Raw genomic sequence first — 19694 nt, 5'->3', positions numbered from 1 at the left:
TGCCTCTCGTATCAACCGTTCACTTTGGTCCTGAAACATTGACATGTCTCGATGCTGGGACACCGCAACGCCAAGAAGGAGAACCAATCGTGAGAAAACCGCTGAGCGCCGTAGCCCTAACCATCAGTGCTGCATTCCTACTGACCTCGTGTGGTCAGGGTGACACCGCGGCCGAGGGTGATGGTTCCGCGGAGGCCGGCACGCTGGTCGTCTACACGAACTCAAACTCGGAAGGCCGCGGCGAGTGGCTTCAAGCGGAGGCGGCCGAGGCAGGGTTCGACATCGAGATAGTTGGAGCCGGTGGAGCCGATGCTACGAACAAGCTCATCGCTGAGAAGAACAACCCGATCGCCGACGTCGTGTACGGGTTGAACAACGTCTACTACGAGCAGCTGAAGAAGGAAGACGTTCTTGAGCCCTACACGCCGGAATGGTCCGGTGAGGTTGATGAATCCCTCGCGGATCCGGCGGAGGACAAGGCGTACTGGCCGCTCGTACAGCAGGCGATTGTCCTCGCCTACGACGCTGACGCCATCAGTGCGGACGAAGCTCCCAAGGACTGGCCGGAACTGTGGACCGATGAGGAGTACAAGGACCGTTATGAGCGCGTCACCGGTATGGGCGGTGCCACGATTCAACTTGTGATGGCAGGCATCCTCAGCCGGTACCGCGACGACAACGGCGAACTCGGCGTCAGCGAAGAGGGCTGGAGCCAGATCGAGCAGTACTTCAACAACGGCGTTCCGGCAGTGAAGGATCTTGACCTCTTCGCCCGTTTCGCCGAAGGTGAGGTCGACCTCGGCCAGATGCCGTCGTCGTCTATCCCTGGGCGCGAGGAAGCTTATGACGTAACCTCCGGAGCTGTGGCACCGGAAATCGGCGTGCCGTACGCCATCGAGCAGGTCGCCGTCGTGAAGGGCACCGACCAGCAGGAACAGGCGCAGAAGTTCATCGACTGGTTCGGCAGCGCCGAGGTGCAGGGGGAGTGGGCGCAAAAGTTCAACTCGCTGCCCGTCAACGAGGGCGCGCTGGAACAGGCTAAGCCCGAGGTCATCGAGTTCGACGAGCAGTTTACTCATCAGGACATTGACTGGACCTTCGTTGAGAAGAACCTGGCCGGTTGGGTCGAGAAGATCGAACTGGAATACATGCAGTGATTCGCTTCGACTCCATCCGGGTGACCTTCGACGGGTTCACCGCGATCCACAACCTTGACCTGCACGTCGAACCGGGGGAATTCTTTACTCTGCTCGGCCCGTCCGGCTGCGGCAAGACCACGGCGCTTCGCACGCTCGCCGGGTTTGTCGATCCGTCCGCTGGCGACGTCTTTGTTGACGGCCGCCGCGTGACGACCGTGCCGAGCGACAAGCGGGAAGTGGGAATGGTCTTTCAGAACTACGCCCTCTTCCCGTCGATGAGCGTCTGGGAGAACATCGCGTTCGGCCTGAAGGTTCGCCGTACCTCCGGTGCCGAGCGGGATCGTCTCGTCGAGGATATGGCCGCCCGGGTGGAGTTGTCCGGTGATCAGCTGCAGAAGAAAGTGTCGGAGCTTTCCGGCGGCCAGCAGCAGCGCGTCGCGATCGCGCGTGCGCTGGTGCTCAAGCCCAAAATCCTGCTGCTCGATGAGCCGCTCTCCAACCTGGATGCCAAGTTGCGCCATCAGCTCCGTGGTGAGCTCAAGGCACTCCAGTCCGACTTCGGCATCACCACCGTCTACGTGACCCACGACCAGGACGAGGCGCTGACCATGAGCGACCGGATCGCGGTCTTCAACAAGGGCGAGGTTGAGCAAATCGGAACGCCGCAGGAGATCTACGATGGGTCGGCAAGCGAATTTGTCTGCAACTTCATCGGTGATTCATCCGCGCTTACTCCGGAATTGATTCACCGGCTCAACGAATCAACCCCGGGATCTCCACTGGATCCCGCGCGGCTGTCCTATCTGCGCGTGGAGAAGGCGGCACTGGATCTTTCGGGCCGGGACAACCACATGCACGACGACGGCGGCGTCACTGTGAGCGGCCGCGTCACCGCCCGCAACTATCACGGCCAGCACAGCCGCTACACGGTCCGGCTGCACGACGCTGACGTCAAGGTCCTCGTTAAGGAGGACGGACGGCACGGCCTCACCCTGGGCGAGGAGGCGCGAGTGCGAATCAATCCGGCGCACGTGCTGCAGTACGCGGGGACGGCGTGACCGGCTCGACGCGCCGGATGCTGCGCTCGCCCGCCGTCGTCATCACCATGACGGTGTTGGTGTGGTTCATCGCCGCCTTTCTTCTGTGGCCGAATGCCAACCTGCTGATCCAGACGTTCTTCCCGGATGGGCGGTTCACCGGCCGCGCCGTCGAGAAGCTGTTGTCTTCGGAGCGCGCCATGACGTCGCTGGCCAACAGTTTCCTGCTGGCTGTGGCACTGGCCGTCACCGTGAATGCCGTCGGAATCTTCATTGTGCTGGTGACTGAGTATTTCCGTATCCGCGGCGCGAGGGTCCTCTGGCTGGGCTATGCGACGACCTTCATTTACGGCGGCATAGTCCTTGCCGCCGGGTACAAGTTCATCTACGGTGCAGACGGCATCGTGACGAAGTTCCTGGCTGGCTTCTTCCCGGAGATGGACCGAAGCTGGTTTGAGGGGTTCTTTGCGGTCCTCGCCGTGATGACCTTTGCGACGACAACCAACCACATGCTCTTCCTGGGATCTGCAATTAGGAACGTTGATTATCAGACTGTGGAAGCGGCTCGGAACTTGGGGGCGTCGCCCTGGACCATTCTGCGCCGGGTTGTCCTGCCCACGTTGAAGCCCACCATCTTCGCCGTGACGATCCTGTCCTTCCTCACCGGTCTGGGTGCTCTCAGCGCTCCGCAGGTACTCGGTGGCCAGGACTTCGAAACGATCACGCCGATGATCCTGACGTTCGCGAACAGCACGACGTCGCGGGATCTCGCTGCGCTGCTGGCCCTTGTCCTGGGCGTCGCTACTATCGCCATGCTCTCCGTCATGACGCGGTTGGAGCGCGGCGGTACGTATCATTCCGTGGCCAAGGTCGCCGCACCTCTGCAGAAGCAGCCCATTCGGCATCGCGGAGCGAACATCGCCGTGCACGCGGTGGCCTATGTCCTCTTCCTGGTCTACGTCTTTCCGCTGGCGCTGGTTGTCCTGTACTCCTTCATGGACAGCGCTGCGATCAGCACGGGCGTACTCACTCTGGACCGGTTCACGCTCGATAACTACGTGCGCGTCCTCTCACAGCAGTCCGCGTTGAAGCCCTTCATCGTCAGCATTGTGTACAGCGCACTCGCAGCGGTCATCTCTGTGGGTGGTCTACTTTTTGTCACCCGGCTCATGGTCAAGTACCGCGGTTGGCTGATGAGCGCGCTGGAGTATCTGCTGCATATTCCCTGGATCCTGCCGGCCGCGATGATTGCCCTCGGGCTGCTCATCACCTATGACCGGCCGAATCCGCTGGTCGGCGGTTTCGTGCTCAGCGGTACGGTTGTGATCCTGCTGATTGCGTTCGTGATCGTGAAGGTTCCGTTCACCCTGCGGATGCTGAAGGCGGCGTTCTCATCGGTGAACGGATCGATGGAGGAGGCTGCCGCCATTATGGGGGCAGGGACTCTCTACACCTTCCGCCGGATCCTGCTGCCGGCAGTCCTGCCCGCTGCGGCGGCGGTGGCGGCGCTCAACTTCAACAACCTGCTCGATGACTACGACACCGCCGTCTTCCTGGCGCACCCTCTGTACCAGCCGCTGGGGCTGCAGATCAAGGCAAATACCGACGGCGGAGCTTCAGTGGAAGCGATCGGCAATACGTTCGTCTACACCGTGCTGCTGATGTTGGTCATGGGAACCGTGATGTACCTGGTTTACGGCCGGTTGAACCGCAGACGTCGTTCCTCGCCTCGGCTTCGCCGGGTGCCCTTGCAGCGCGTCGGTGGCAGTGCTGGTACGCCTAACGCTGACATGCCGGGGGCGGCGAAGGTGGAAGATGCTTCCGAGGCTCGGGTCCCCTGATGTGATGGCTGGAAGAGGCGCCTCTGGGTGGATCAAGGAACGGCTTCCGTTTCGGGTTTGTCGCCTTCAGTTCCTGTTCAGACCGAATTCGCGCGTCATCAGTGCTGCCTTGTAGTGAGACTCAGCTGAATTCACTTCCGATGATGGGGTGCTCGGCCCGAACACGCGCAGGAGGCTGAAAACAAAAGTTGCGGGCGTAGTCCATCGTCCGAGAATGCGTTCGGAGCCGTCTGCCTTGCCGACGTGCTGCTTCCCGTTGCTGGAATCTGGTGATGAGGTAGATTCCCTGAACCTCTGCAAGAGCAGTTCGCCAGTCGGCGTAGCGGGGATCATCAACCATGTCGCGCAGTTGGTGGTAGGGGAGGAGTACGCCGTCGAAGCTGGGGAAGGGGATCTTGTCCCGGTCGGCGATCTCCAACACAGGCATCCGCGCGGCGGTGACAGAGTTGGCACTCCTGTGCCGGCTGCGGGATTATCCCACTCGACGACGAGCCGGTCTTTCAGTGCTGTAATGAATTGTGAGGGACACAGTTCGAAGTACCGGTTTGATTCCCAGCGTTCTGCGGTGTTCTGTCTCGGCATCTCTGCTGCCAGGACTTTCGAGCCAGAAAGATCTCGTAACCCATGGGATGCAAGACAAAAGTACGAGACACTTCCTTTAGACGCTCTCGCTCGGAGAAGGCGATCGCATTCATCCCATCCACGCCTTGTCGGGAGCGCGCCGGCGACGGATCTCCATACGGGTGCTGGACGCCCGATGACCACGGGCTCACGCGCGCTTTATACGAGCGCCGATGAACTTGACGCCGGCGTTGCACCGGAGCTGGATGGGTTCCGGTGATTTCGGCCGCAGCCGTACTCCTTGGATCGAGCAGTTGCGTAGGTCGAACCTCAGCGCAGCACCGCTCCTAAACCAGAATGTTCACCATGGGAGACTTTTGGGTACCCGCACTACCCGCCAGGACGGACACCATCAGGGAGACCACTATGCTCAGGAATCCATTTGACGAAGGACTCGTAGAACCGGATCAGGAATTTGACGCCGCCGAGGCTACCGAAGTCGAAGGCACCGATGTTTCAGGCCGACTTGAGCTCACCAGCGACGAGGATGAGTCCGTGCTGACCTACATCGGAAACGAACGCCACGCTGTCCCGTACGAGGCCCTGCGGTACCGACTGGGCGAGAAGTTACTGCGGATCTTTCCGAGTGGCCATTCTGGCCAGATCAAAGAATTTCAGATCGAACTTCCGCAATGGTCTATCAGTACTCACAGCTACGAGAATGACCGCTTTTTCCGCCTTCAAGTGGCAGAGCTACCGAAGGGCTTCAACTCCATCTACGCTTTCGGTCTCGGTATAAACAAGAGCTACAGGGGATTCATTAAGGAAATTGAAGACCAAACCGAGTGCACTATCATCCGTTTCCTGCAAAAGGGAGGCGAAGGTGCCAGCCCGGATGGATCCACCTACCGTGTCACGCTCGAACGCTTTGATCGATATCGCGCGGCCGTAGAGCGCAACCGGGGTCGTGGGCAGTCTGCCGTTCAGCGAGTTAACGACGCCGAAGCACACAACACTTTTAAGGACTTGCTCCATTCGAAGAACGTGGACCCGAAGTACACCACGCACCCGGTGATCCGGGCGATCACCGAAGAGGTGGCTACAGGGCACGTCACCACGGTCGAGGACCGAGTCACGCTCGCCAACGCGGTAACTAACGCCGCCCCCAAGATCGCTCAAGAAGATCCACAGCGCCTGGTCAAGCTGCGAGACGACATCGAGCTAGTGTCACTGGACACCCTCATCGCCGAGTTCGAATCAAACCTTAAGGGCCCGAAAGCGAACAGTGAACCCCACTGGCAGAAGTTCTTCGGGAACAACCATTTCGCTCTCCAGCTCATCCTCTCCACGCCTCTGGTCGTCGAAAAGGAACAGGTCACGGTAAAGAGCCAAGGTCTCGACGGCAGCGGATCTCGGATTGCCGACTTCCTATGCGCGAACCCCGTCACCCGTTCTGTGGTCCTGGTGGAGATCAAGACGCCCGGGGCGGCTTTGATGAGACCCGGAACCTACCGAGGGAAAGACTCCAGCGCGGTCTACAGTCCGCATGATGATCTGGGGGGACCGATCGCGCAGGTTCAATCGCAGATGGCGTCGGCCGCTGAGTATGCCATGGTCTTGTTTCCGGGATCTGGTTTCGACACGGTGAACGAACTACGCGGCGCCGTCATCACTGGAAGAGCCTCGTCGCTCAACGCGGAACAACGTGACTCGTTCAGCCGCTACCGTGGAGGTCTGAGTAACGTGACGGTACTGACCTTCGACGAAGTCCTGGAGCGCCTAAAGCACCTGCGCGAGGCTCTCAATACCCCTCCCAGTCAGAAATCTGGCGCCGCTCTAAGCAATGACGCTTCTTGCATCGAGGACTAGCATGCGGATCCTTTGCCGCTCTAGGTGCCTGCGGCTCAACGTCGGAGACATCGTCTAGCCCATGACGGGAGCGCTTCGACGCTCCCGCTGAAGGATCCCTTGGCCCGACGGAGGTGGGAAGAGTCCGCCCGGCCCGGGAAAGGTGCGCGAGGCCAGCAACCACAAAGTTTCAGCGGATAAGAGTGCTGCCCCATTTCTGTCTGTGGGCCTTCGCAATCTGACGAAGGTTGCCGCGAATCTGCTTTAACTCGATCGTGCTTGGCGCGCCGTCATCATGGTTGCCTGGGTTGAGTACCTTCGGTATCACCTGCCACTTCCCCTTCTCATCAGGAGACAAAGTGAAAGGTGCCAGCAGAGGAATGAGGTTCCCCAGCATTGACGCTTCCCGCTCGATGTCGGCGACGGTAGTAGAATCCCCGGAAGCGGTCCGATTTGTCGCGATTATCTGTTTGGCCAGCCGTTCGGCTGCGCTGCGGTACGCGGTGCATGCGCCACGGCGGCCGACCGCAGTGGGAGCGTTCAGTCCGTCTTCTCCTTGCAGCATGTAGTTACTGAACAGGTCAGAGGTTTGCGCCGGCTCGGTGCCCTCGGCAATGTTGAGAAGGGTTAGGTCGTAGGTGATTGGCTCCCAGGATTCGTTAACCGTTTGGGCGAGTTCGGCAAGTTTTGGGTCGTAGGTAGTAACGATTACCTGCATGCCGGATGAAAGCAGCCCAGCCAGGGTGTTCTGACAGAAAGTAAGGCGATGGTCTCCGTCGCTGCCCGGGATGGGATCGTCGAGGAATACAAAAGGCGACTGGACGAGTTCGGTGCGGGCGAGAAAAGTGGAGAGTCCGAGCGCGTTGAGTTGGGAGTCGCTGAAAACACCGAGGGCATCGCGTTCGACGGCGTCGGCCTGTGTGTCTGCCTGCAACGCGGCAATGAGGTTGACGAAAATAGCACCTGCTGCACGGCGTTTGACTCCTGCAAATCCAACGAGTTCTTCCGGGCGGATCGACCCCCACCACCTCATGATGGCGTCGCTCATTGTTGTGAAGCGGTCGTCAAGTACGGCGCCAATAGCTTTTTTGAGGGACCGGTCGGCACGGTTCAAGCGTTGGAGGGCTGCCGTGCGTCGCTGGAATGCGTACTGATCTTCAACGAGTTCTTCTAGCCGTTCAAGTACGTGCAGCAGGTCCTGGGTACCTTCGGACTGAAGACGAGTGCGTAGTAGCGGTTCCACCGCTGTCCGCAATCTGGTCAGCGCCTCATCACCAGATACCTTATTCAGGAATGCGGAAAGGCTCTGTTGGACCTCAGCTAACGAGAGCGTTGCTGTGGGTGGGATATCAACTCTTCGATGGATAAGGTCGTTCAGCCTAGCGGCAGCGGCATCTACTTTCTGGGCGGCGTCGACTACCTTACGTGCATCTGCAGCCGTGCCGCGGGCGTGCTGTAGTGCAGCAGTCAGTAAAACCGGGATGTCCTCGCTTAGGCTCGCCGCTGCAGAGGCCGCTGCAAGCTCACGGGTTTCATCCCAGACTGCGGCGCTCGGTATTGAGCCCTCAACTGAATCAACCCATGTTTGGAGCCGAGTGCGGAAATCCCTGACTGCCTTCTCTGCGGCAGACGATGCGGCGGCGAGTTGCGTCGTGTCGCGTAGGCGGGTCTGGATATCCGCGATGCGCTCCGGCGTGAGCCCATCGGTGGTCAAGCAGACCGGGCAGTCAACGGGATGATCGATGTGTGCAACTTCGGGCACCCGCAGGACTGCAGTCAGAACCGGTAACAGCGCTGCCGAGACCTCGTCGGCGCGACGGATCTCAGTGATGTATTTGCTGATGTCCGGTAATACGGGCATTTCCGTGAGGAGCGCAGCTGAGAAGTCAGAGAGTGGGAAAACTCGGTCGTTTCGTTCCTGTGCCGCTTGCTCGAGCGCCCCGCATAGATGTTCAATCGATTCACTCTCGCTGCCGAGAACTGATGTACCTGCCGCGAGCAGGGCCTTTTCCACGCCCACGCGCAACGTTTGGCGATCTTCTCCGGCGAGCTGCTGAATCTCGGTAGCTGACGCAGCGAGTTGCGTCCGCGAGAGACGTTGCAGCGCCAAAAGCCCTGGACCGGGCGAGACCCGCTCGAGATCGGTTGCTTGGGCACGGACACGTTCTCGAAGGAAGTCCAGATCGGACAGAGCGAGCAGGGCCTTGAAATAGGTAACACGTTGCTTGGGCTCAGTTGACAGGACATATCTCAACGTATGCTGCAACAACACCGGTGCCGCTATCGCCCCTTCGTTTGTGTCAATGCCAAGTATTGACAGGGATGAGACTTCTTGGCCGCTAACGGTGAGACGAGACATGCAGTCAGCCGCGCTGGAGAAATCGGAGATGAGATCGCGCCGCACCTCCCGAACGATGCCGTCTTTACCACGAATCCCGGCTGCCACCCACACCGGATCATCCGCGGGCAGGTGTGCGTTGCGCAGGCTCTCGTTGTATTCAGCTTTCGCGCCGCCGAACAGATCCCGCCGGCTACTGCGACCAGTGACAAGGAACTCAACAGCCTCCGCAAGGCTGGTCTTGCCCTGGCTGTTTCCCGCGTGAATTACTACCAAGTTTGAGGTCAGATCCATGCGACGTGTCTCGGAACCAAATGCCCGGAAGCCGCGAACCTCGAACCACTCAAGCCTTACTTGTTCACCCGTCACTAGGCCAACCATCCATCAACGATCGTGGCGAGTGCCCGATCGAGCTCCGCGGGCGTCTCGGCGACAGCTCCAGCGAGTGCTAACTCTCGCGCGTCTGCGGTTTGCTTGGTTTCAGGGAGAGCCGCGACAAGATCATCGACGTTCGGTAGGAGTGTGCTCATCTGATCATCCTTGCAGCATTCACCGCATCGTTCCGCTTTTGACACCGACCGTAGCCGGTGTCCCCTATACCCGCCCGTAAAAAATGCCCGGTGAAGGGGCCCTAACGCTACGCACCAAATTGTCTCGAAACCCTAGGGCTGCAACACACCGGACCGAGACACCAGCACTCCCCCCTCTCGCTGGTCGGAATCTGTCTTACTACCCTGTCTCCTAAGCGACAGCCGACAGTTCTGACTGTGGAGTAGGTTGCGAGACGGTTCGGACAGGTTGATGTTAAGGAGCTGCACGGGCAAGCTGATCAGACAAGCGCGGGTATCAACTAACGCCCAGGAAGCCGACCAGCAGGTTGTCGACTTATTCGCAGCAGGCGTTCGCCGCGACGACCTTCTGAGTGAGTGGAGCCCATGCGCGACGGCTCCAGTTCGACAAAGCTCTCGACTCGCTGCATCAAGACGGCAGCCTGAGTGTCACTATCCGATCGTCTCGGCGTTATCGTGTGTAGCCGTCCCGGGTAGAAATGTGCAAAACAGGGCCAGTTGCATCTAGTCGCTCGTGTCATGGGGTGCGGAGAGCGCCAAGTATGCCTCATCGAGAGTGGTGTGTGCTGGTGAGAACCACGCGACGGAATCACCAAGGACGAGGTAGAGGACGTTGGAGCGGCGACCGCCAGCCGGACTGAAAACGCGAGCATCGCGATACTCGGAAACGTTCCAAGCATCTTCCGTAGACGTGGATGTGTCTTGCCCACGCGCAGAAAGCCAACTGTTGAGCGCGGCCAAAGCCTGAGATCGATCATTCACAGCACAAGGTCCTTCCATTCCGAATCGGCCGATGGCCTCACCACCGCCTCGATTTGCCATATGTCGGCCGCGTACCCGGGCGGCCATCCTGTTGTCTGACCAGTTTGCTCATCCGCCCACCGCACGTTCCCTCCGCTGTCGACGTAACCGTTGAACCAATGTCCGCCGCCTTGCCCCCGCGGTATTCCGGCAACGTCCCAGTCGACGCCGATGATGGCAACAGCCCCGGGGCCCTCCCGTCTGAGGTTGGCTTCGAGAGCGCCGTAGGCGTATGCAGTAAAAGCGGCTGGGTCTGACCCGCCGTTCGTCATTTTGGAAGTGGGTCGTATACCAACGGCGTCCCACATCTCTTGGTACTCACCGGGCGGCACTTTGGAGTCTCCCGGTGCCGGCCGGGCGCTCTTGCCATGGAACGTGTCTGCGAACGACCGCGAGCACGGCCCGCAGTTATTGGTCCACATTTGGAGACCTGTCGCGTAATTAGGATTTCCGGCGGTGATCCACCCTTCTGGGTTCTTAGCACCGAATTCCCCTACAAGTTGCCGCAAGTGCAACTCAACTTCAGCGACTGGATGAACATAGCGCGAGTTCCCTCCGACATCAGTGGTAAACCCCACGTCCCTTTGAACGTGACTTGGTAGGTTTTCGGTCCCTATTTGCGAATAACGTGATACGAAGCCTCGGCCAACGACCGCAGCTTGATGGAGCATCTGTGCGGCTAGGTGGGCGGCCTTGGAGGCAGCTTGGAGGGCCTGCGCTGTCTGCGCACCTTCCACTCGGTTTGACCCGCTAGCTATACTCACCGTTTGACTCGCGGCCTGGCTCAAGCGTTGGGCACGCTGGCTGAGCTCGGCCGCAAGCCGGTCCGCATCTTGATTCACCGATTCCAGCACCCGACAGAGCTGCAGGAGTTCACTCATACCACACCCACCGAACAACGGTTGAGAATCACTACCGCCATGCCCATCCCCCGCGTAGGAGCCAGTCGTCCTGCGCAGCACCCCACTCCGCAGGTCCGCGGCAACCTCGCTAGCTGATCATTTGAGGAAATCGGACGCAAAGTATGAGTCATGAAATTGGGGTGTAAGGCGCTATATGGATGATGCGAATCGAGCTGCTGCCTGTGACGCCTGCTGGAGGGCTGCAACGGCGGCGTCAACCTGTTTCTCGGCGGCCTGCAGGGTTTGGATCATGTCCTTGTCCACGCCTTGAGCGCTGCCCCCGATCGTTGCCTGGATCTGATTAATCGCCTGCGAGAATTTGCTCTTGAAGCCTTGAAGGCCCGCGGCTGTGGTCTTCGCGTCGCTGCCGATGGAGATGAGCTGTTGCTTTACCTGAGAGAGCTGAGACATTGTGGGTCCTCTTTCTACTGGTGTGGGACTTTACAAAATTAGTAGGAATGCAATAATCGCGAGGACGATGAGGGCCGCGCCGCCTCCGCCGAGAATCAACTGACGGGAGCGCTTCGTGCGCTCCTCTGCGGCACGCCTGCGCTCAGCCTCCTCGCCCTGTCGCGCGTTATGCAGTTTTTCTTGTCGCCTCCTGAGGGCCTCGGCCGCTTCTTGACCGGTCCTTATGCGAGCTTGATCGTCGGTCGCCTGCTGCTTCGCTGCGTTCACCGTTGCTTGGAGCTCCAGCGCGACTGCCTTCTCGGCCGTCCGCTGCGAATTGATCGTCGCGGAGAGTGAATCGGCATCACCGCGCTGTCCCGCCGCCGGTCGAACCCGCAGTGGAACCAGCACCTTAGCTGCCTGAATTGATTCGGCTGATGTCCGATATCGTGTCATCATCGTCCGGCGAAGCGTGTCAAGCCGGTCCATCTCCCCATTGACGAAAGCGGCCGCGGCGGACAGGGCTGCCTCATGCGACTCCCTTGCTGAAACCAACTCCTGTTCAAGCCGACCAGACACCTGGAGAAGCCCCACCAAAGCGGCTTCGTACTTAGCGAAGTGTTCGTTCCCACCCACGGGCGCAGGGTCAGTCATTTCAACTCTCCCAGTCAACTTTTAGCAAAGACGTAGAGTCCCTCAGAGTCATCGGTGCGAACGGCACCACAGTGGTCGGTTCAGGCAGCTGTGTTCGGTCCGCCACGAGCCCCCGGTTGTCTCTCACTGACCAAGAAACAAACGGTCCAAGAAACTCCTGTACTGATGCTTGGTCGAGTCTAAGCATGATCATAGTTTCGATGAAGCCGTCGCCCCCGAAGCCAAGGTGATTTCTGAAAGTGGCGGCATTTGACCACCATCCAAGGAGGTGGATCCCTCGAACCGGTCCATCTCGCAAAATCAACTGGAGGTCCTCAACCGGCCTGTGAGCAAAAGCGTCGGGCGTCTCGAGGCTGGACGCCCGATCCAAACCGAAGGCAACGAGATACGTCCGCCGCGCGACCGTTCCCTCAAGTAACTCGTCGGCAAGCGTTCGGAGATATGCGCCAACGTCCGCCTTCTGCACAATCTGCACCGGGTACCCTAGGCGCTCCATGAGGTTCAGCCACTCATAGTAGTTATTGCGTCGCGCGGTTACATGATCAAGGAAATCGAAGCACACGAAATCTGCATCCCCGGCTGGGTGCTGCAGCGCTAGGCTTACGCTGGCCGCTTGAAGGATTCCGATGGCGTTGTTGGTGGCGCTCTCGGCTTCTTCTAGGCTGCCGGTCTTCTCTCCGGCACCCAACACGGCCAGATGCCTGCCCGGGTCATCAGGCAACGAGATCGCCAGTGGAGTTCCTGAAATATCGATGGGATAACCCACCAGTGCTGCCGGGGCCCTCCCCTCGCTCATCACGTGGCGCCGCAGAGTTTGAATGGCAAATATCGCTTCGCTCAGGCGCACGAGGTGGGCGCCGTCGAACACCAGCGGCGGCGTGACGGACCGCCGGGCAGCCTCCCACCATGCTCGTTGCAAACTACTCAGCACAGAGTCATTAGCAACAGCGATGACAACTTGTTGATTAGCAGAGGCAACTCCATAGTCCTGGTTGAGGACTGCCTCCCCCCGTGCACGGAGCCGAGCCGCCGCATCGTTGCCTTGACTCAGCGTTGCGAAAGACTCGGCCACCGCATTCTTCAGCGCGACTCGGATGGGAAACTGAGCAAAAATTCCGTTTTCGCGTGCCATCAGGGCAGCGATTCCCGAGATCGTCTGAGAGGCCAAAACTATGTGTATCCCGCAAGCCCTTCCTCGACGAGCCAGCCCTTCGAGAAGGCGCGCCCCATCCTCGGCGGTTTTGTCTGTCGGCTCGAACATCATGTGAAACTCGTCGATAATCAACACGATTCGGGGAAGCGGCGGTTGGGTAACTGCGGCCCGATACTTCGAGATGTCGTCACCATAAGGCCGGAAGAGTCTCGATCGTCTACCGAGTTCGTCATCCAAGTGTTTCAGTACCGCGAGCCCGAAGTCTCTGTCGCTCTCCAGCCCCAACACTCGCGCGTGTGGCAAATAATCAATGGCACCTGGCATAGAAGCGAATGGAAACAGTGTGACGCCCGCTTTGAAGTCGAGCATGTAGAGCTGGAGCTCCTCTGGCGCGTATCTCTGGCACAAACTATGGACGATGACTTTGAGCAAATTGGACTTGCCCTGACCCACCGCGCCTGTAACGAGAACATTGTGGCGCTGCTGGCGTTCATCGCCCAGCGTGACCTCGACTACATGGGGTCCCGCCATCCCGATAGCGAACGTCAGGCCGTCTGCGGAAGAATCAGTCCAGCGCCTTTCGGTCTGCTGGATGCGCTCGAAGGGGACACTAGGCACGGAGGCCGACCTGATGCTGGCAACGAGAAAGTTCGTTTCCCTTACCAGTTCAGAGGCCGCGGGACGGGCAATTCTCAGAGCAAACTGGGGATGAGCACGCCACTGCAGCGCCCCGTTCTTTGCCTCGAGAACCTCCGCTGACTTTTCCACTTTCTCTTGGTCCCACCAACCAGGCTTGTCCGCCTCTGGCTTCGTTAACCACACCAACGAGATCCCGACAGCCGGTCCGACTTTGCCCAACGACAGCAGTCGTCGGTAGGTCTCCTCATCGATTCCTTCGGGTGTATCCAGCAGCACAAGTGCTTGCCAGCGCTCTACGGGGTGCCCTGTACGCGCCCGGAAGTCGAGCAGCGTGTCACCCGTTCCGCGAAGAAGATCGTTCACTCGTTGAACATCTCCGACGAGTCGATCCACGACCTGCGAAAGCTCTCGTGGGCGGTTCAAACCCGTGAAAGCAGATTCTGATGCTTCCTTGATTCCTGCGAATGGAGACAGCAGGCCGGTTAGCGTAGGGTCGTACCCAATCACGTCCAGTTGCCCTGGGGCAGTTCCTGAATAGGCCGCCCAAACCAAGTGACGGATAAGGTGGGTCCCTAGCTCCCCGTCAAGATTGAGCACAACGTTGCCCCGTCCGATAAAGGGCAGGACGCACGGCACAACGATGTCTTGGTTCACGCCGCTATCAGCCCCGGGAAGATATAAAGTACCAGCTGCCACGTAGTCCGCTACAGCGAGAGGATCGTCGGCACTCCTCACCAGCTCCACACCCAAGTCCCGCGCTGCGCTGCTGTGCTCGGCAATGTGCTGCGCGGCACGGGTACGAGCAATTGCAACATGCCTCTCGTACCCGGTCTTCGCAGCGCGTTCCGCTTCTGCCCCTGCGTCGAAGGCAAGAGCGCAGGCAGCGTCCAACGCACCGAGCGCGTTGGCGTGTGCCTGTTTCAAGCGTTCGGCGGCTAGTTCAACCCTAGTTGTCATCGGGCTCCCGGGAGGCGCTGACGTCGGTTCCACCTCCCGCCACCGCCACTGTCACTTGAGTTGGCCGTAGCAGCCGGTCGTCCAGGGAGTAGCCCCTTCGATGCACAGCAACGATCGAACCAGCCGGCGCTCGTTCGGTCGCCGGCACCGTCCCGATCACCTCGTGCAGGCGTGGATCGAAATCCTCAGTGTCGTTGATCGGACGGAGATTCCGGCGCGCGAATACCTCGAGCAACTCACTCACTGCCGACTCAACGAGCTGCGGTGTTGTGGGCTCGGATTGGAGCCTGTCGATCGCGAGCAGAGTTTCTCGAAAGAGAGACTCAAAGGCGCGATAGCTCAGCAGGTTCTGAGAAACGCGTGCCTGCTCCTTAAGAGACTCGTACAACGAGTTCCGCGCCTTATCGTCCATGAGACGACGGCGAAACAGATCTGTGAGGTTGGCGAGCTCAGTTCGAATGTCTTCGAGTACCGGGTCCCGGCTGGCAGGGGCATCAGATGGCGTCATCACTGAAGACCGGTCGACCGAACAAAGTCCGATGTGCCACGACGGTTCCATTGCCAACCGGGCACTCGGTGACGTTTCAATGCGAAGAAAATAACGGCCGCACCTGCCCCGAAACCTATCAGGCCGATAAGCGGAGAATCACCAATGCCAACAGCAAGCCCGACTGAAACCAGCAATGCCAACACGTACGCTATCCAGGAATTGGACTCCCACCGCCACCTGACTTCTTCGGCATCTTCTACGAGCCGACGTATATCGAGGAGTTCTACACGTAGTTGCGGGTCATCAACACGTAACGCTTCGATTCGAGATAACGCCTTTTTGCTCGCTAGAAGTTGAGCCTCGGTAAGGATGGTCCGGGAATCGTCGCCGAACTTCGACCACTGGGCGGTTATGTGGTCTGTCAACGCGCTAGCCAGATGATAGCGGAAGAACTCGGTATCGGGACTCTGCTCGACTGCCGCCTCAAGGATCGGCAACGCAAGTTCCGGTCTACGTTGAGCGACGTGCATCGACGCCACGCCGACCTGGTAGTACTTGTTGTGCGGTTCCAGTTCGCTCGCTCTTTGATAGCTTTCCTGAGCCCGGCTCCATTGCTCCACTGATGCGTACAGGTCGCCCAGCTCTGTGTGGTACGCGGCGTTATCCGGATCTAGTCGTAGTGCCTCACCCAGTTCAAAATGCGCGTCAGTTTGATTCTGGAGCAATGCGGACGATGAACCGCGCAGGTACCATGCTTCAGCATTGTCCGGCTCTTGGGTCGTTGCTTCACGTGCTGCATAGTTCGCCCGGGAGGGATCACCCGCAGCCAAATACTGACGAATGATGGAGGCCCAGTCGCGGCGGTCACCAGAACTTGGGCTAGGCCCCGCTTGTTGCGGTTCTGGAGCGACCCGTTGCGCGGCCAGTTGCCGGTCGTAGTCGGCGCGGCGTCCAGGATCGACCAACACTCCTTCAGCATCGGAAATGTGCTGAGTCATCTTCTCAGCAAGCGCCCGGGTATCGGCTTTGGGATGCGCAGAACGGTTACGCCACTCCCGACGATGCTTGCGTACAGCTTGCTTTATTGCCTCACTATCCGCGCCGTGCGGGATTTCCAAAAGCTCATAATAGTTGACGACAGCCACGGTTTTCCTCTACGTGATTCATTGGTGGTGTTACAAGACGGGTAGGCCGGAGACTTTGGCCACGGCTGCATTCAGTTGCTCGTCGTTAAGGTTCGCCAGGCGATCAATCTCAACGGTGCCGAGGGACTGGTTTGTCGTGAGATCCGTCAGTTCCACGAATATCGTTTGATCGATGTCGTACGCGTAGGTGACACGGATAGGAGCACCTGCTGGATAAAGTGGGATGGGCAGAGTCTTTGTCCCAACGACGACGACATAGTCAGGGTTCGTGTCATCACCCTGGGTGACTTCGACATCGAGTGCCGATTGGTTGTCACGAATAGTCTGAAGGTCCTCGCTTAGTTTTGCGGGAATCTTCGTGTTGCGCGGAATGACGATCGTGTTGATCTTCGTCCGCAGGTCATTCCCGACAGTGATCACGCCCAAGGACTGTGATGTCACGTCTTCCACCACGAGCGGCTTGCCCTCGAAAATGGCTAGCTCACCCACCACAGACGATGACTGCTCCACAGCGGCTTGGATTGCCGCACCGAGCGCCACCGCCTCATCCGGATGGACCGAGCGGTCTACAGGCTTTGCAGCTAACCGCTCGACAAGCGTGCGCACCATAGGCATGCGGGTGGAGCCCCCCACCAGCAAGACGTGGTCAACCTGCGACCAGGAAACCCCAGCTTCCTCTAGGACAAGCTCGGTGAGCTCCTCCGTCCGGCTCAGTAAGTCCGCGGTGATGCGCTCGAACTCCATGCGTTCTACTGCCACACGGAAGTGCTGACCATTGACTGACACATGAACCATGGTGGTAGCGACGGTCGTCAGACTTCGTTTGGCCATCTCGGCCTTCTCGCGGAGGACCGGGACCTGAGTTCGGTCGTTCAGGAGGTCGGGGCCGCCCTCCTCCTCAATTTTTTTGGCGATGTACTCGATGAGTCGGTTGTCGAAATCGAACCCCCCAAGGTTCCTGTCGCCGTCGGTGCCGAGCACCTCGAACTCGCCGGTATGAACCTTCATGAGGGTAACGTCGAACGTTCCACCGCCCAGGTCATAAACAAGCACCATCCCTTTTGCCTCGGTGTCCAAGCCGAAGGACAGTGCTGCTGCAGTAGGCTCGTTCAACACTCGTAGCACGTTGAGTCCAGCGATTTTTCCAGCATGCTTGGTCGCCGTCCTGCGGGCGTCGTCGAAGTAGGCAGGTACAGTAATCACGGCGTCAATGACCGGCTCACCCAGCGCAATTTCTGCGTCTTCTTTCAGGCGCTTCAATATGATCGCCGACACCTCTTCAGCGGTGTACGAGGAACCGCCCGTGGAGTCGAACCTCCACGCCGAGTCGCCCATGTGGCGTTTGACGAATTGGACGACGTCATCGGGCGCGCCAGCAGCCGAATGCTTCGCCATCGTTCCCACCAGCGGCTCATCCCTAGTGCCGACTGTCTGGAAGAGAACGACGGAGGGTGTGATGTCCTCACCATCGCGGTTGGACAGAATTTCGGGCTTTCCTGACTCGTGAAACACCGCGACCGCGGAGTAGGTCGTGCCGAGGTCGATGCCGATTGCTTTTGCCATTCCTGTGGCTTCCAGTCAGCCGACGCGCTGGACCTGAGGATCTACTGCATTCAGGCCCTCAACGACTGCGGCGACAAGGTTCTTGCTAGACCTCAGAACGGGCTGTGCGGCACCCGCCGCTGCTCTGTCCATGAAGCCCTCGTTTCGAACCTGCCAGGCGCCGGCTAGATTGGCGCCGGCACTCGTACCCAGAGCAACGAACTGGATACGACGGTGGTCACCGCTGTCATGCACGAGAATCTGGGCTGCCGCCAAACCGTTGCCAAAATTTGGCTTCTTGAAGAGCCCACCCTTCTGCTCGGCAAGGATGGCGAACTCGGGCAAATCGTTCAAGGGCCCGCCCCGCATCTCGCTAATCTCGGCCCGGGCAAGCACCGACCCGAGAACTTGCTTGATTTGGCCAAGATTGAGGCTGGTCGAATACCAGCTTTCTTCCTGCTTCGACATTCCGTTTCTCCTCATGTGAAGGGACACTGCGGTTTGACTACGAGTGAAATCCTTCTCGCGATGGGAGCGCATCACCAGAGCTAGCGTCACGCGCCCATTTGTGGTATTGGAGGTCTAAGACCGAAAATTGAAGGACTGGCGAACAACCTTGCGCACTTCGCGCCAGTCCGGGATTTTGGACGCGCTTCGCAGACCCGTGGAATAACGAGCAGCCGACGGAGGAACGCCGGCCTGATAGGCAGCGATCTTCCGAAATTTTTGAACCTCTGATCGAGTCAACACCAAGTTTTCATCGAACCCATATGAGCGCCATACTTGCTCCGGCACCTCCATCGCAGCGGCCAACAGAGGCGCCAGTTGTCCGGAGAGTTGAAATCCGAGCTCCTGCCGCAGGGCAAGTGGTGTTTCGAGGTGGAAGCGAGTGGGGAGAGTAGCAGTAGTGATCATCTGTGGGAAATCCTCAACCCGGTCAGAGAGCCACCACTGAGGCAGCGCATATCGAACCCCAGCTTCAGCTAGGCGGAGGCGAAAAAGATCCGTGATTTGACCAGGGTAGAGAGCCACAACCACAACTCCCGTAGCGGCGGCCTCAGAGGCGCAGTTGACGCTGGAATAAGGGTCGATACCCTTCCTAGAAGGCAGCCACACTAAGACGTAATCCCAAAGGGCTGCGGATCCAACGAGGCTCTCACGAGTGTCGCCTGCCCACGTCAGGATTCCCTGCTGCGAGAGGATAACGGTTAGGCCTTCCCGAACGATCGCGTCATCCGATGCGATCATCACTGCGGTTTGACTCGTCGCAGATCGAAGGAGCGAACCCTCCATCCTGTGAAGGCCGTCCACCGCGATAGCCGGATGTCCTTGGTCAGTCACCCAAGCTCGAAGAGCGGTCAACCGACGCCGGACGGTGGAAGGCGAACGCCCCGTCTTCATCAGACTCACAAGATAAGCAAACACGTGCCGCTCTTCGAGTTGGTCGAGGCCGCCAGCAACACCGTGTCGCTCCCAAAAATCACACACATCGCGCAGATCCGACTGATACGCACGTGTTGTGGCCACAGAGCGAAGGGGTAGCTTGCCATCACTTTGTTGGGCGCTTACCGCATCGTGTCGCGAAGTCACCATCGGCTCCCTTCGATTATGCTCTTGCTCCGCACTTCACACACGAACGTAGCAGCTCTTGCTATTTCACCTGGACAGGCGCATCTGATTGATGACCT

At 59.1% G+C, this 19694-nt stretch carries 15 protein-coding genes; 4 read left to right on the top strand and 11 right to left on the bottom strand.

What is annotated here, in order from left to right; translation table 11 throughout:
* The first annotated feature begins 89 nt into the window (after positions 1 to 89).
* The 4 genes from ABFX19_RS03265 (at position 90) to ABFX19_RS03250 (ending at position 6447) form a co-directional block, all read left to right on the top strand.
* Complete coding sequence (locus ABFX19_RS03265; RefSeq protein ID WP_346027443.1) at positions 90 to 1157, top strand: extracellular solute-binding protein; 1068 nt, start codon at positions 90 to 92, stop codon at positions 1155 to 1157.
* The gene (locus tag ABFX19_RS03260; RefSeq protein ID WP_346027442.1) at positions 1154 to 2197 is read left to right on the top strand and encodes an ABC transporter ATP-binding protein; all 1044 of its coding nucleotides are present in this window, start codon (positions 1154 to 1156) and stop codon (positions 2195 to 2197) included. The genes ABFX19_RS03265 and ABFX19_RS03260 overlap by 4 nt, the downstream gene beginning before the upstream one ends.
* Positions 2194 to 4017, top strand: coding sequence for an ABC transporter permease (locus ABFX19_RS03255; protein ID WP_428831005.1), 1824 nt, complete (start codon positions 2194 to 2196; stop codon positions 4015 to 4017). Before ABFX19_RS03260 ends, ABFX19_RS03255 begins: the two co-directional genes overlap by 4 nt.
* Positions 4018 to 5004: 987 nt before the next feature.
* Positions 5005 to 6447 (top strand): Shedu anti-phage system protein SduA domain-containing protein, encoded by a 1443-nt coding sequence (locus ABFX19_RS03250; RefSeq protein ID WP_346027441.1) that lies wholly within the window; start codon positions 5005 to 5007, stop codon positions 6445 to 6447.
* A gap of 169 nt (positions 6448 to 6616) precedes the next feature.
* Here the strand turns inward: ABFX19_RS03250 and ABFX19_RS03245 are convergent, their stop codons facing one another.
* The 11 genes from ABFX19_RS03245 to ABFX19_RS03195 all read right to left on the bottom strand — a co-directional run bounded on the left by ABFX19_RS03245 (position 6617) and on the right by ABFX19_RS03195 (position 19533).
* Positions 6617 to 9145: an AAA family ATPase gene (locus ABFX19_RS03245; protein WP_346027440.1), complete on the bottom strand. Its 2529-nt coding sequence runs from the start codon at positions 9143 to 9145 to the stop codon at positions 6617 to 6619.
* Positions 9133 to 9294, bottom strand: coding sequence for a hypothetical protein (locus tag ABFX19_RS03240; protein ID WP_346027439.1), 162 nt, complete (start codon positions 9292 to 9294; stop codon positions 9133 to 9135). Before ABFX19_RS03240 ends, ABFX19_RS03245 begins: the two co-directional genes overlap by 13 nt.
* 797 nt (positions 9295 to 10091) lie before the next feature.
* Positions 10092 to 10556, bottom strand: coding sequence for a toxin glutamine deamidase domain-containing protein (locus ABFX19_RS03235; protein ID WP_346027438.1), 465 nt, complete (start codon positions 10554 to 10556; stop codon positions 10092 to 10094).
* Positions 10557 to 11186: 630 nt separating this feature from the next.
* A complete protein-coding gene (locus ABFX19_RS03230) occupies positions 11187 to 11447 on the bottom strand; it encodes a hypothetical protein (protein WP_346027437.1) in 261 nt (86 codons plus the stop codon).
* A gap of 30 nt (positions 11448 to 11477) precedes the next feature.
* On the bottom strand, positions 11478 to 12080 hold the full coding sequence (locus ABFX19_RS03225; RefSeq protein WP_346027436.1) for a hypothetical protein: 603 nt from the start codon (positions 12078 to 12080) through the stop codon (positions 11478 to 11480).
* A gap of 1 nt (position 12081) precedes the next feature.
* Positions 12082 to 14829 (bottom strand): FtsK/SpoIIIE domain-containing protein, encoded by a 2748-nt coding sequence (locus tag ABFX19_RS03220; RefSeq protein ID WP_346027435.1) that lies wholly within the window; start codon positions 14827 to 14829, stop codon positions 12082 to 12084.
* A complete protein-coding gene (locus ABFX19_RS03215; protein ID WP_346027434.1) occupies positions 14819 to 15337 on the bottom strand; it encodes a nucleotide exchange factor GrpE in 519 nt (172 codons plus the stop codon). The genes ABFX19_RS03220 and ABFX19_RS03215 overlap by 11 nt, the downstream gene beginning before the upstream one ends.
* On the bottom strand, positions 15337 to 16464 hold the full coding sequence (locus ABFX19_RS03210; protein ID WP_346027433.1) for a J domain-containing protein: 1128 nt from the start codon (positions 16462 to 16464) through the stop codon (positions 15337 to 15339). The genes ABFX19_RS03215 and ABFX19_RS03210 overlap by 1 nt, the downstream gene beginning before the upstream one ends.
* Before the next feature lie 30 nt (positions 16465 to 16494).
* Complete coding sequence (locus ABFX19_RS03205; protein WP_346027432.1) at positions 16495 to 18027, bottom strand: Hsp70 family protein; 1533 nt, start codon at positions 18025 to 18027, stop codon at positions 16495 to 16497.
* Positions 18028 to 18042: 15 nt separating this feature from the next.
* On the bottom strand, positions 18043 to 18474 hold the full coding sequence (locus ABFX19_RS03200; RefSeq protein WP_346027431.1) for a hypothetical protein: 432 nt from the start codon (positions 18472 to 18474) through the stop codon (positions 18043 to 18045).
* Positions 18475 to 18588: 114 nt separating this feature from the next.
* Complete coding sequence (locus tag ABFX19_RS03195) at positions 18589 to 19533, bottom strand: site-specific integrase (RefSeq protein WP_346027430.1); 945 nt, start codon at positions 19531 to 19533, stop codon at positions 18589 to 18591.
* Positions 19534 to 19694: the final 161 nt, after the last annotated feature.

The organism is Arthrobacter parietis, from assembly GCF_039530425.1.
GTDB lineage: Bacteria > Actinomycetota > Actinomycetes > Actinomycetales > Micrococcaceae > Arthrobacter_D > Arthrobacter_D parietis.
The sequence above is the reverse complement of the archived record's forward strand: the minus strand, read 5'-3'. Positions and strand labels throughout refer to the sequence as shown.

Excerpts from the sequence above, each read along its gene's own strand:
- ABFX19_RS03220 (WP_346027435.1), bottom strand. The coding sequence starts at position 14,829 with ATGACAACTAGGGTTGAACTAGCCGCCGAACGCTTGAAACAGGCACAC.
- ABFX19_RS03230 (WP_346027437.1), bottom strand. The coding sequence starts at position 11,447 with ATGTCTCAGCTCTCTCAGGTAAAGCAACAGCTCATCTCCATCGGCAGC.
- ABFX19_RS03235 (WP_346027438.1), bottom strand. The coding sequence starts at position 10,556 with ATGTGGACCAATAACTGCGGGCCGTGCTCGCGGTCGTTCGCAGACACG.
- ABFX19_RS03250 (WP_346027441.1), top strand. The coding sequence starts at position 5,005 with ATGCTCAGGAATCCATTTGACGAAGGACTCGTAGAACCGGATCAGGAA.
- ABFX19_RS03205 (WP_346027432.1), bottom strand. The coding sequence starts at position 18,027 with ATGGCAAAAGCAATCGGCATCGACCTCGGCACGACCTACTCCGCGGTC.
- ABFX19_RS03200 (WP_346027431.1), bottom strand. The coding sequence starts at position 18,474 with ATGTCGAAGCAGGAAGAAAGCTGGTATTCGACCAGCCTCAATCTTGGC.
- ABFX19_RS03240 (WP_346027439.1), bottom strand. The coding sequence starts at position 9,294 with ATGAGCACACTCCTACCGAACGTCGATGATCTTGTCGCGGCTCTCCCT.
- ABFX19_RS03215 (WP_346027434.1), bottom strand. The coding sequence starts at position 15,337 with ATGACGCCATCTGATGCCCCTGCCAGCCGGGACCCGGTACTCGAAGAC.
- ABFX19_RS03225 (WP_346027436.1), bottom strand. The coding sequence starts at position 12,080 with ATGACTGACCCTGCGCCCGTGGGTGGGAACGAACACTTCGCTAAGTAC.
- ABFX19_RS03245 (WP_346027440.1), bottom strand. The coding sequence starts at position 9,145 with ATGGTTGGCCTAGTGACGGGTGAACAAGTAAGGCTTGAGTGGTTCGAG.